This is a genomic window from Quyinboa sediminis, assembly GCF_042219855.1.
Classification (GTDB): domain Bacteria; phylum Bacteroidota; class Bacteroidia; order Bacteroidales; family UBA5342; genus JBHJHP01.
Map to the genome: position 1 here is coordinate 1,126,221 of NZ_JBHJHP010000001.1, position 13,227 is coordinate 1,139,447.

Below are 13,227 nucleotides of genomic sequence, written 5' to 3' on the forward strand. Positions count from 1 at the left end.
TGAAAACATGGAAAGGGGCTCCCTTAAGGAAGTCCCTATTCACCTTATATAGTTCTGATCTATATTCTGAATCCACGGCCCTGCCCCTGCATTAATGGTTTTGAAAGCAGCACTTTTTCCTTTTCATCCGGTGAGAGCTGCTTTAACAGATCAATCTGTGCATTGACGCGTGTTTTCATAATTTGGGCTCTCAGTTTTGCCATCTCGTCAATGTTTTTATTTACATTTTTAAGGTCAATTTTATCTTCAGCCATCAGGGTTTTCTGTTTGACCTGCAATTCATTCATCTGGTTTCTCAAATCACGGGTCTGAGCTGAAACGGCCAACATGTTCTTCTGCAGAAGTTCTTTGGTTTCTTCTGATAACATTACCCGCGGTCTCATTCCACTTCCCTGACGGACTCCGTTTCCATGTCCGGCGAAAGCACGGTTTCCACCTTTCATGCCTCCTCTGAAATTCTGTCCCTGAGCCATACCATTGCGCATACCCATGCCGTTTCCATGAAATCCTTTACCGGCAGAACCACCTTTCACAGCCATACCACGGTTGAATCCCTGTCCTGTACACTGACCACATCCTGCCATACCACGATTGAAACCTTGCCCGTTGCCTGGTCCAAAACCAGGTCCCTGATGTTGTCCGTTTCCGGGACCGGCAAACTGTCCGTTTCCACGACCCTGTCCGTTACCTTTGCCCATTCTCCCCTGCTGACCATTCATCTTAGCAGGTCCGTATCCCTGACCATTCCGCTGACCTCTTGCTGTTGGACAGTCACCGGGAAGAATCTTCTGAACCTCAACCCTGAATGAGGCATTTGATTTTGAAAGCTGCGCCTGCAGTTTGGCCATCTCATCGATGTTTTTATCAATGGCTTTGACATCAGGACTTGCAGCTTCCACCAGAGTTTTCTGTTTTGCCTTTTTAGCTTCCAGGTCTAATCGCAGCTTTTGTACCTCAGTCCTGTGATCATCCTGTAAAGATTTCAACGTCGCTTTTTGCTCATCACTTAAAGCAGGACAATCTGCAAACTGTGCTGCACCAAAATTCTGGCCTCTGCCCTGTCCTGCCATTGGTCCGTTCTGAATACAGGTGTTTGGTCCGCGCTTATTAAAATTCTGCGCCTGCACCATGAATGTTCCTGTAAGTAATAATCCAAGTGCTAATGGAATAATTTGTTTTGTTTTCATTCTGCAATTCTTTTTAAACGTTTTCGGATTTTTGACATTCCAATTGAAGGAACTATTCCAATTTCCTGCTGAGCGTAAAAACATTTAACATTTATGAGACCTTCTACAACACGCTGTAACGCCCTTATATTAACACATTTAAAATTCTATATATAATGATTCTAAAAAATATATTTTTAACAATTTGAAGTGGAATTTTAAATTAATAAGTCTAAATTTGTCGCTCCGATTATAACTTAAAAATTAGATAAATTATGGCTTACGTAGTTACTGAAGATTGCATTGCTTGCGGTTCTTGTATTGATGAATGTCCGGTAGACGCTATTGCAGAAGGTGATATTTACACGATCGATGCTGAGGCATGTACCGATTGTGGTTCATGTGCTGATGTTTGTCCGACTGAAGCTATTCATCCTGCATAGTGCAATCTAAAAAATTTATAAGCCGCTTCGAGGAATTGAAGCGGCTTTTTTTATATTTGTTCACGAACATAAAAATAAATACGAAACCATTGCGTTTCAAGATTAAAATAAAACCCATGAGGTTTCTGCTGATTGCTTTATTTACTTTATTCGGTCTTTCAGGCTGGGCTCAGAAAGGTGAAAACACATATGAATTCCTAAACCTGCCGGGTTCTGCACACACCGGTGCGCTGGGAGGTACAAATGTGTCCCTCCAGGATGTGGATCCATCTATGGCCTTAGGCAATCCGGCACTTCTACGGGATACGATGCATAACAATCTGGCGGTTAACTATGTCAATTACATTGCAGATATAAATTTTGGTTATGCCACCTATTCCAGAGATTATAACGCTTTAGGAACATTTGCTTTAGGTGTTCAGTACATCAACCAGGGAAATTTTGACGGCTATGATGAACTGGGAAATTTTACAGGCAATTTTGTGGCACAGGAAACAGCACTTAGCCTCATATGGAGTTATCCCATCAGTTCCAAATGGAATGGCGGTCTTGCGTTTAAGCAGGTTTTTTCCGCTTTTGAGCAGTATTCATCCTATGGCATCCTGTTTGATGCCGGAATCAGCTATCTGAATAACAATTTTTCAGCGGGACTGGTATTAAAGAATTTCGGCACACAGGTAAAAACATATACCGAAGATAATTTTGAGCCGATGCCGTTTGAAATACAGATGGGTTTTACGCAGAAGCTGAATCATGCACCACTGCGTTTTTCCGTTACAGCCAACCATATACAGATGCCCGATCTCACTTATAAATCGGGCTTGGATAAATATTCAAACCCATTGCTTGATGACCAGAACAAGACACCTACGTTTGGTGCTAAAGCATTACGACATGTGGTTTTCGGTGTGGAATTTGTGCCATCCAAAAATCTGTATGTTGCTGCAGGATACAATTTTCAGCGGCGTATTGAGCTGGGCATTGAGAATTCCATGTCCACGGTTGGGTTTTCATGGGGTTTTGGTGTAAAAATCAGCAAATTTCGTATCAGCTACGCTTCTGCCCGTTATCATCTGGCAGGAACCAGCAACCATATTTCCATTGCAACAAATCTGAGCAGTTTCTAAAATCTGCAATTTGTCGCCCTTATCGGGCTCTACATACCACCTTATCTGAATATTCTACCATACTGTCACTCCTACGGAGCTCAATCCGTGAGAATATCTGCGCCCGTCTGCGGGAAATATGAAACATGTTTATCCTTCTGTGCTACCTGATGAAACATCACTTACAGTGTCAGGCTGATATCTGAAGTACAATGGCCGTCAAAAACATTTTTTACAGGTTATCATTTTTTACACTATTACAAATAACAAATATTTAGGTTACAATATTACCACTCCTGCGGTGTTAACTTCAAAAATGTTTAACCAGCTGGCATCTGCGAAAATCTGCGCATGAATTCTGCGCCCATCTGCTGGAGATATGAAACATGTTAATCGTTCCGGGTGTTCTTACAGATAACGGCATCAAAAATATGCCGCATCATGCTGCTGTTTTTTCTATACCTTCGCAATAAAAAGCGAAAACCATGTTCTTTCTGATCCGACATATCATTGACTTCCTGAGAATAAAAACGTACCGGAACCTCACCATTGCCACATTTACCGTGTTGTTAAACGGGACTATCATTTACCACTTCGTGGAACACTGGAAATGGCTGGATTCACTTTACTTTTCTGTGATGACACTTACCACGGTTGGCTACGGAGACCTTGTACCACAAACGGCCTTTGGTAAGATCTTTACCATGGTTTATGTATTAACCGGTATCGGCATCATCTTTGGATTTATCAATTCATTCTACCAGCACAGGGCTCTTAAAATGAAGGAAGTAGCTGAGAAAAGATCAAAAAATAACTTAAAAAAATAACGTTTGTCCGGCTGATATACCCTGTATTTATTAGCTTTACCCTGAAAAAATAACCAAATGGATTCCACTTTACAAATTCTTAAAAAACAGTTTACCATCAATCCCAAGGATGCCGATTTTCGTTGTCGTTTAAAAGCAAGTTCGCTTATCAACTATTATATTGAAGCTGCCTGGAATCATGCCGAGGCTTTAAACCTTGGATTCAGCCATCTGACACCTTTAGGGTTAGCATGGGTTTTAACCCGTTTAAAATTTATTATCCATTCTGTACCAACCTGGCCTGGTGAATTACAACTGGAAACCTGGCCCAAAGGCATGGACAGGATACAGTATATCAGAGATGCCGAAATAAAAGATGGAAATAATACAGCCGTTGCATCCATCACAAGTACATGGATGATCATTGATGCAAAATCCAAAAGACCGAAAGTTCACCTGAAAGATGAAGAGTTATTATATAAACTAAAAGACAAACATGCGGTGAACGAAACAATTCCGGCCTTATCCTTTTCCGGTGAACCGGAATCCGTTACAACTTACATTGTCAGGTACTCCGATGTAGATATGAATCATCATTTAACCACCCTTCGTTATCTGGAATTCATGTTCGACACCTATACGGAAGCCTTTATCCTCAAAAACCAGCCAAAAGAAATAACTGTAAATTTCATGAGAGAAGTAATGTTTGGATCCAGGCTTGAGATGAAACGCTTTATTTCAGATAACTACCATGGCTTCGAATTACTGAATACGGATACCGGGGCAGTAAGTTTCAGGGGCGAAATTGTTTACTGATCCTTCTCGCTCAGTTCAAGCCAGCGCATCTCTGTCTCATCCAGTTCATCCATGATGGTTTGAATCCGGTTCGATTTATCCATCAACTCGTCATTGCTTAAATTTCCTGAACTCAGGGCCGATTCAATCTCTGTTTTTTCAGTTTCAAGCACACTGATTTTTTGTTCAAGCGCCTCCATCTCCTTACGTTCCTTCCACGTCAGCTTGTTGGTTGCTTTTTTAGGTTCCGGCTTTTTATCCGACTGTTTTTGTTTCTGTTCTTCCTGTTGTTCCTGTCGCTGTTCTTCCTTTATTTTCAGACGAAATTCCGTATAGTTCCCGGGAAAATCCCTGACAACGGCATTTCCTTCAAAAACAAACAGATGATCCACCACGCTGTCCATAAAAAAGCGATCGTGCGACACCACAATCAGTGAACCCTGAAACTCCTGCAGATAACTCTCCAGGATGCCCAGCGTCATGATATCGAGATCGTTAGTCGGTTCATCCAGAATCAGAAAATTCGGATTCTTCATCAGCACCGTCATCAGGTACAAGCGGCGTTTTTCCCCACCGCTCAGCTTTTCAACCAACACGTGGTGCATAGAGTTTGGAAACAGGAAATGGTTCAGATATTGCGCCGGAGTGACCTTATGCCCGTCACCAAGTTCAATGTGCTCTGAAATATCCGTGATCACCTCAATCACCTTTTTACCGGAACTAAAGTCCATCCCATCCTGCCTGAAATAGCCGATATTAACGGTCTCACCGGTATCGATGGTACCGGAATCCGCTTTCAAGGCTCCTGTAAGAATATTCAGAAAAGTCGATTTTCCTGTCCCGTTCTCTCCTACTATTCCCAGTTTTTCGAACCGTGAAAATGTATAGGAGAAATCGTCCAGAATCGTAAGATTACCGAATGATTTATCGATATGCTTCAGTTCGATGATCTTCTTACCCATACGGGATGATTTCACCCGGATATCCACCTGATCCTCGTTGAACCGCTGCGAAGCTTTATCCTTCAGGTTATAGTAATTATCTATCCTGTATTTGGCTTTATGGCTACGGGCTTTTGGCATCCGGTTCATCCAGTCCTGCTCCGTGCGCAACAGGTTCTGGGCTTTCTCCACTTCGGCCTTCATCACCTCTATGCGCTCTTCCCTTTTCTTAAGAAAATAACTGTAGTTGCCCTGGTAGGTATAAATGGTCTGATCCTCCAGTTCAATGATCTGGTTGCAGACACGATCCAGAAAATAGCGGTCGTGCGTCACCATAAACAGCGCTGCAGACATCCGTTGAAGGTATTCCTCCAGCCACTCAATCATATCCAGGTCCAGATGGTTGGTCGGTTCATCCAGGATCATCAGATCAGGTTCACTGATCAGAATTACGGCAAGTGCCAGTCGTTTTTTCTGGCCTCCTGAAAGTTGTCCCACTTTCTGCTCAAAACGTGGTATCTTCAGTTTGGTCAACACCTGTTTTATCCTGACTTCATAGTCCCAGGCTTTGGCCACATCCATGGCATCAATGGCTTTCTGAATACGGTCAGGATCATTGCTTTCTACAGCCTCTTCATAATCCCTGACAATTGCCGCTGTTTTGTTGCTGACATCAAACAGAGTATCCACAACGGTCAGTTCCGGATCAAATTCTATATCCTGTTTCAGGTAGCCGATGGTCACATCCGGCAACACATTTACTGTGCCACCATCCGCAATGTCAAGACCGGTAATAATGTTCAGCAAGGATGTTTTGCCTGTACCATTACGTGCTATCAGTGCCATGCGGCTGTTATCTGCAATGGTAAAATTAATGGCATCAAACATTAATATCTCGCCCCAGTACTTGCTTAAATCCTTTACTTCTAACAGTGCTCCCATCTTAAAATTTTATGGTGCAAAGAAACAAAATAAATGTTAGGGACATCCGATTCGGGTGTCCCTAACATTTATTATTTCATTTAATTCAGTACCAAAGAAAACAAAAAACCCGGCTAAACTTAGCCGGGCTATAGACTTGAAAATTTTTCTCAATTAAGCAAACTTATAATTGCTCATCTGATCGATGCTGAAGTTTTCAATGAAATCAGCATGTTTGTGGTTTTCAGATTTCGCAAACTGCAGGAATACCTGGGCAGACCTTCTGAAACGGTCATCGCGGTTGGTATCCAGTACAAGTAAGTAACTCATAATAATATTACCAGCCATTTCAACCAGACGACGAGCCTGGAAATCAAGGTATTCATTATCTTTCAATGCCTGTACCTTGTTAACAGTTTTTTCGTATTCCTCTGTCATACCGATCAGTGTTCGGCGCATCGGATGCAACTCAGGCACCAGGTCCTGCATCTCGTATTCCCGCATCTGTGCCAGCAGACCATGTGTTGTTACACCACGGATGGCAGCCACCACCTGCAGCTGTGTCGTTCCCTCGTAAATAGAAGTGATACGGGCATCACGGTAAATCCGTTCTACCGGATAATCTTTCATAAAACCGGATCCACCATGAATCTGCACGGCATCATACGCATTCTGGTTACAGAACTCACTGGACAATCCTTTTGCCAGTGGTGTAAACATATCGGCCAGTTTCTGATATTTCTTCATTTCCGCACGCTCATCTTTTTCCAGTGAACGCTCTTCGGCAATGTGCATATATGTTTTGTAAATATCCACAAAACGCGATGTTTCATATAACAGTGTTCTGGAGGCATCCAGTTTGGCTTTCATAATGGACAGCATCTCGTATACTGCCGGAAAATCCAGAATCGCCTTATCAAACTGCTGACGTTCCTTGGCATAAGCCAGTGCTTCCTGATATGCGGCTTCTGATACACCTACCGACTGGGCAGCAATACCCAGACGGGCACCATTCATAAGGGCCATTACATATTTTATGAGACCCAGGCGACGTGATCCAACCAGTTCTGCTTTGGCATTTTTAAATACCAGTTCACAGGTTGGCGACCCTTTAATCCCCATCTTATTTTCGATGCGGCGCACAGAAACACCACCATCATTTTTATCGTATATAAACATGGACAATCCACGACCGTCTGTTGTTCCTTCCTCGGAACGGGCAAGCACAAGTGAAATATCGCCATCACCATTTGTGATGAAGCGTTTTACGCCATTCAGAATCCACTCGTCTTTCTTTTCATTGTAAGTCGCTTTCAGCATCACAGCCTGAAGGTCAGAACCGGCATCCGGCTCAGTCAGGTCCATAGCCATGGTTTCTCCTGCACAAACACGGGGCAGATATCTTTCCTTCTGTTCCTCAGACGCAAACTCATTTATGGTTTCAGCACAGTCCTGCAATCCCCAGATATTTACAAAACCGGCATCAGCACGCGATACGATATCTGCGGCCATAATGTATGGTACAATCGGGAAATTCAGTCCGTTATACTGACGCGGCAAGGTAATCCCCATCAGTCCAGCTTTAACCAGGGCGTCAATATTTTCAGCAGTTCCCTTGGCGTACTGCACACCATGATCAATGAGTTTGGGACCTTCGGCATCAACCGATTCTGCATTCTCTGCAATGATATCCCCACTGATCTCCCCTACAATTTTCAGCACCTCATCATAGCTGTTCATGGCATCCTCGAAATCTATCGGGGCATAATCGAACTTATCTTTTTCAGTAAAATTTCTCTCTTTTAACGCCACAATCTTTTTCATCAGCGGATGGTCGAGATGAAACCTTAAATCGGGGTTATCTGTATAATAATTAGCCATTGTTTCTAAATTTAAGATTAAACCTTACTTGGTGTTTTGTTTGTAGTATTTGATCATTTTCGGGATGATGTTCTCCAGGTTCCCGTGAATGGCATAATCGGCAATGCGATTGATTGGTGCATTCGGATCATTATTAATTGAAATAATCATGGCACTCTCTTCCATTCCGGCCACATGCTGAATCTGACCCGAAATACCGCAGGCAATATACAGCTTGGGTCTTACGGTAACACCGGTCTGCCCGATCTGTCGGTCCTTTTCGCAGAAGCCGGCATCAACAGCCGCTCTGGATGCGCCAACCTCAGCACCAAGAACAGAAGCCAGTTCAAACAACAGATCGAAATTCTCCTTTGAACCGACCCCATAACCACCGGATACGATAATGGATGAATTCTTGATGTTCACTTTGGATTTCTCCATGTGGCGCTCAATGATTTTCACCACCAGATCTTCCTCTGAAAGCATTTTATCCACATCAATCTTCTGGGTCTTTCCTTTATAAATGTCAGAAACGATTTCTTTTTTCATCACCCCTTCGCGAACTGTAGCCATTTGTGGTCTGCAGTCAGGATTGATAATGGTTGCCACGATATTTCCACCAAAAGCCGGACGAATCTGATACAGCAGGTTTTCATACGTTTTACCTGCCTTTTTATCCACATGAGGACCAATTTCCAGGGAAGTACAATCTGCGGTTAAACCACTGTGTAAGGCCGAAGAAACACGAGGTCCAAGATCGCGTCCCACACTTGATGCACCCATAAGGCCAATCTGTGGCTTTTCTTCCTTAAACAGTTCAATCAATATTTTAGAATGCGGTAAAGTAGTGTACGGACTTAATCGCGGATCATCACCAACGTGCAGTACATCCACACCATATTTAAACACATATTTACCTATATTTTCCAGCTTTGATCCCAATGCAACAGCTTCGAGTTTACAGTTCAGTTCATTGGCGAGCGTACGTCCCTTGGTCAGTAATTCAAGGCTGACATCAGCCACGTGACCATCTTCTATTTCCAGATATACAAAAACGTTATTCATAATCCTTTCTTTTACTGATGAGGTTTAACCTATGGTATGATTCAGAATCAGTTCCTTCATCAGATCTTCGATATCTTCATCGTTCGAAGTAAGGATCTTAGATTCTTTAGCCTGAAATACAATGTTCTCTATTGCTTTCACCTTTGTTGGTGATCCGGATAAACCAAGTTGTTCCGATTCGGCTTTGATATCAGCGGCCGTCACCTCCTGAATATTAAGGTAAGGTCTTTCGCTGTACATAACCATGTAATCTTCATTCTCGTCTACCCGTTCGGTAACTGTCTTGGCATGCTTATATTTCATTAATAAACGGGCATTTCTCGGACGGCATGCAGCTGCTGAACTGTTAACGGTCACAACAATCGGCAGCGGCCCTTCAACGGTTTCAACACCACGCTCTAAACGGCGTTTAACCACAACCTTGCCCTTTTCGGCAGATAAAATCTCCTCTGAATAGGTTACCTGTGGAATGCCTAGCTTTTCAGCCACCTGCGGCCCCACCTGTGCAGTATCACCATCAATAGCCTGACGTCCCGCAACAATCAGATCAAACGGCCCGATTTTCTCTATGGTTCTGGCCAGTGCATAAGAGGTGGCCAAGGTGTCAGAACCGGCAAAGGCACGGTCTGTCAACAGAAAACCATTGTCCGCACCCCGGTATAAACCTTCACGGATAATTTCAGAAGCACGGCCCGGTCCCATCGTCAGGATGGAAACTGTGGCTCCGGCATACTTATCTTTTAATCGTAGCGCCTGTTCGAGTGCATTCAAATCTTCAGGATTGAAGATGGCTGGCAGAGCGGCCCTGTTTACGGTACCATCTGCTTTCATGGCATCTTTCCCAACATTTCTGGTATCGGGAACCTGTTTTGCCAATACGAGAATTTTTAAACCCATAATGTATCAGTTTTTTAAAAAACAACACACAAAAATAGTCGCCAACCCATGTTAAGCAAGCTATCCCGGGAATCCACCGAATATGTTCTTTAGCATAAAAAGCATACTACCTATATAATTATCTGAATATCTATCTCTTACACTACGAGTCCATTCATTCTTTGGGGTTTTGCAAACGTAGTTTATATTAATTCTGTTTAAAGATAGGCTGCTGATATAAAGTGATCCGGTTACTTTTGGTTCTTTAGTTAATAAAATTATACGCTATGCGAAACAGTATGAAATTTGATTATTATTTTTATTTAATCTAAATTTGTTATGATTTACCTTTTCAGGGCTTGCATTCATAACTCTCCTCCATTGAATTATTAACCTGAAAAAGCGTTTTGCACATGAAAACACCATTCCTTTATTTCCTTCTGGCTATGCCTATGGCTCTGTCTGCTCAGGATTGCTTTACGGATTACAAATTTAAGCGGACTGTCAGCCTGACATCAGAAACGGACGTAACAACAATTTCGGCTCACACTGTAGCTATACCGTGGCAAACCAAAGAATTGTATGATGCCGGCAAGCTTATGGCGGACGGAACCGATATCCGGGTCACCGATGCGTCGTGTAACGAACTGCCCTTTTTTGTACAGGGTATACCTGATTATGAAAATAACGTATTGTATGTAAGGGTTCCTGACATAACAGAAGAGGGTTTAACCCTGACTGTGTATTATGGTAAAAGCAGTGAAACAGCCAGCAAAATTGACGGGCCCTCAGTCTTTGATCTATTTTTTGATGATTTTGAAGATGGAGAACTCGGCACGGACAGATGGACTACAGTCGGGCAGTATACCAAATGGACTGAGGCTGACGGTAAGATGACCTACAATGGCGCTTACGGCAACGGCAACATGTTTTTATACGTTACCACAAAAGCCTATTTTGAAGGAAAACTCACGTTCGATTTCACAGCCTCTGCCAGCAACTCCAAGTTTTTTGGAATAGCTGATACAGCCGGCCTGAACCGGTTTGGATTCAGATATAAATCCGGAGCCAGATCTTATGATACCCTTGATATTGTAGCTACCCTGAAGGATACCATAAATGGCGGCACTTCGGATGGTAAGACCTACCCTTTTGTTAAAACACCAAGGGATATACCTAATATTGTCAGTATTTCGGCTTATGTGGACGAGCAAAACAAAGCGCAGGTTACCCACTTTAAGAATTTTAATACCGGTGATGAAAACAGGGATACATTTCAGGTCAGCTTTTTAGATATGTATGTGATGCGCCCGTTCTTTTCTTCCTTTGGTGTAGATATTGATATGGATTTTGTGGGCATCAGAACGTCACCAGGCGCTTATCCGCTAATTGCATGGAACGATGAAGAATATCTGGCAACATCCACAAAAAACATTTCAGAAGAGAATAAACCACTAATTTATCCGAATCCCGGAAAGGGCATACTGAACTTCACTGAAGGTATTGAAAGACCGACCAGAATTACAATATTTGATATTTCAGGAAAGCTGGTTTACAGTTCAGATTTCATTCCTGTTCTCCATGTTCAGCACCTGAATTCAGGACAATATGTACTTAAAGCAGACTACCCGGATCGGCAGGTAAACTATTCAAAATTCAGCATTGAAAAATAACATCATATACTGAACCGGTGACGGGTATTTCACCGGATTAATTAAAAAGCAAAAGAGCTGCTACCGGAAAACCGGCAACAGCTCTTTTTATCGTTTGAAAAATCGCTAAATTATACGTTCAGAAACTGATGAACCTTTGCAGCCATCTGCCGGGCATCTTCTATGGCGCGAACTACCAGACTGGCACCCATAGCAGCATCACCTGAGGCAAACACTTTATCATTACTAATGGATTGTCTGCTATCATTCACCTTAATGTTACCTCTGCCATCGAGTTCAAGGCCCAGTTCATTTACAAGTCCTTCGTGTACGCAGTGTACAAATCCCATGGAAAGCAATACCAGATCACAATCAATTATTTTGTTCGATCCGGTTATCTCAACCATTTCCATGCGACCATCAGCGTTTTTACGCCACTCCACGGTAACTACCTCGGCCTGTTTTACCTTACCGTTTTCTCCTATAAAACGCTTGGTAGCTAATGCCCACTCACGCTCGCAACCTTCTTCGTGCGATGAAGAAGTCTTTATCACATTCGGCCAGTAAGGCCATGGATTGCCAAATGCACGCTTTGTTGGTGGTTTCGGCATAATTTCGATCTGACGAACCGCTTTTGCTTTCTGGCGGATAGAAGTACCCACACAGTCGCTACCGGTGTCGCCACCACCAATGACCAGCACATTTTTACTTTCTGCCAGAATACGCTCTTTAGCTGCATATTTCTGACCTCTGTTGACTTTGTTCTGCTGTTTCAGAAAGTCCATGGCGTAGTGAATCCCTTCCAGATCACGTCCTTCCACAGGCAGATCTCTTGGTTTCATTGCACCGATAGCCAAAACGACTGCATCATATTCTTTCAGCAGTTGTTCGCCGGTAATATCCACGCCTACATTGGTATTGGTTTTAAATTCAATACCTTCGTCCACCAGAACCTCAAGGCGCCGGTCAATAACTTTCTTACTCAGTTTAAAATCCGGAATACCGTAACGCAAAAGACCTCCGATGGCGTCGTCTTTTTCAAAAACGGTCACTGAGTGTCCCCAGGCATTCAGTCGCTCAGCAGCAGACAGACCTGCCGGTCCGCTACCGATAACGGCCACTTTTTTACCGGTTCTCACCTTTGGTGGCTTCGGCACCACATAGCCGAGTGCAAATGCTTTCTCAGCAACCGAGCACTCGTTTTCACGAATAGTCACCGATTCGTTATGAATATTCAATACACATGATTTCTCGCACAAAGCCGGACAGATACGTCCTGTAAATTCAGGAAATGCATTCGACTCTGTTAATATTTCATATGCTTCTTTATAATTTCCTCTGTAAAGTGCATCCTGCCATTCCGGGATTTTACTGGCTACAGTACAAGCCCAGTGGCAAAAGGGTACACCACAATCCATACATCTGGAAGCCTGGAGTTTGCGATCCTCATCGTTCAGCGTCTGTTCAACTTCACTGAAGTCCTCTATACGCTCCTCAACCGGTCGGTATCCTCCATCTTTTTTGGCAACTTCCATAAAACCTTTTGGATTTCCCATCTTATACTATTTTATTCGGGTCAAGCCCTTGTAATCAATT

The 13,227-nt window shown here is 43.0% G+C and carries 11 protein-coding genes; 5 read left to right on the forward strand and 6 right to left on the reverse strand.

Going from position 1 to position 13,227, the window contains the following annotated elements; genetic code table 11:
* Window positions 1-59: 59 nt before the first annotated feature.
* The gene (locus ACE1EF_RS04720) at window positions 60-1,187 is read right to left on the reverse strand and encodes a periplasmic heavy metal sensor (protein WP_375719468.1); all 1,128 of its coding nucleotides are present in this window, start codon (window positions 1,185-1,187) and stop codon (window positions 60-62) included.
* Window positions 1,188-1,441: 254 nt separating this feature from the next.
* Here ACE1EF_RS04720 and ACE1EF_RS04725 point away from each other — a divergent pair, with 254 nt between their 5' ends.
* From ACE1EF_RS04725 to ACE1EF_RS04740, 4 genes are all read left to right on the forward strand, one after another.
* Window positions 1,442-1,609, forward strand: coding sequence for a DUF362 domain-containing protein (locus tag ACE1EF_RS04725; protein WP_375719469.1), 168 nt, complete (start codon window positions 1,442-1,444; stop codon window positions 1,607-1,609).
* Between the two features lie 116 nt (window positions 1,610-1,725).
* Window positions 1,726-2,736, forward strand: a complete 1,011-nt coding sequence (gene porQ / locus ACE1EF_RS04730; RefSeq protein WP_375719470.1) for a type IX secretion system protein PorQ — start codon at window positions 1,726-1,728, stop codon at window positions 2,734-2,736.
* A 464-nt stretch (window positions 2,737-3,200) separates the two neighbouring features.
* Window positions 3,201-3,542: a potassium channel family protein gene (locus tag ACE1EF_RS04735; protein WP_375719471.1), complete on the forward strand. Its 342-nt coding sequence runs from the start codon at window positions 3,201-3,203 to the stop codon at window positions 3,540-3,542.
* Window positions 3,543-3,599: 57 nt separating this feature from the next.
* Window positions 3,600-4,337 (forward strand): acyl-[acyl-carrier-protein] thioesterase, encoded by a 738-nt coding sequence (locus tag ACE1EF_RS04740; protein WP_375719472.1) that lies wholly within the window; start codon window positions 3,600-3,602, stop codon window positions 4,335-4,337.
* Here ACE1EF_RS04740 and ACE1EF_RS04745 read toward each other — a convergent pair.
* The 4 genes from ACE1EF_RS04745 to ACE1EF_RS04760 all read right to left on the reverse strand — a co-directional run bounded on the left by ACE1EF_RS04745 (window position 4,331) and on the right by ACE1EF_RS04760 (window position 10,000).
* The gene (locus ACE1EF_RS04745; RefSeq protein ID WP_375719473.1) at window positions 4,331-6,199 is read right to left on the reverse strand and encodes an ABC-F family ATP-binding cassette domain-containing protein; all 1,869 of its coding nucleotides are present in this window, start codon (window positions 6,197-6,199) and stop codon (window positions 4,331-4,333) included. The genes ACE1EF_RS04740 and ACE1EF_RS04745 overlap by 7 nt on opposite strands.
* A gap of 153 nt (window positions 6,200-6,352) precedes the next feature.
* A complete protein-coding gene (locus ACE1EF_RS04750; RefSeq protein ID WP_375719474.1) occupies window positions 6,353-8,059 on the reverse strand; it encodes an acyl-CoA dehydrogenase family protein in 1,707 nt (568 codons plus the stop codon).
* 24 nt (window positions 8,060-8,083) lie between these two features.
* On the reverse strand, window positions 8,084-9,103 hold the full coding sequence (locus ACE1EF_RS04755; RefSeq protein ID WP_375719475.1) for an electron transfer flavoprotein subunit alpha/FixB family protein: 1,020 nt from the start codon (window positions 9,101-9,103) through the stop codon (window positions 8,084-8,086).
* A gap of 24 nt (window positions 9,104-9,127) precedes the next feature.
* Window positions 9,128-10,000, reverse strand: a complete 873-nt coding sequence (locus tag ACE1EF_RS04760) for an electron transfer flavoprotein subunit beta/FixA family protein (protein ID WP_375719476.1) — start codon at window positions 9,998-10,000, stop codon at window positions 9,128-9,130.
* A gap of 392 nt (window positions 10,001-10,392) precedes the next feature.
* On the opposite strand from ACE1EF_RS04760, the gene ACE1EF_RS04765 reads away from it, so the two are divergent.
* On the forward strand, window positions 10,393-11,652 hold the full coding sequence (locus ACE1EF_RS04765) for a DUF2341 domain-containing protein (protein ID WP_375719477.1): 1,260 nt from the start codon (window positions 10,393-10,395) through the stop codon (window positions 11,650-11,652).
* Window positions 11,653-11,762: 110 nt separating this feature from the next.
* Here the strand turns inward: ACE1EF_RS04765 and ACE1EF_RS04770 are convergent, their stop codons facing one another.
* On the reverse strand, window positions 11,763-13,187 hold the full coding sequence (locus ACE1EF_RS04770) for a glutamate synthase subunit beta (protein WP_375719478.1): 1,425 nt from the start codon (window positions 13,185-13,187) through the stop codon (window positions 11,763-11,765).
* Window positions 13,188-13,227 lie beyond the last annotated feature (40 nt).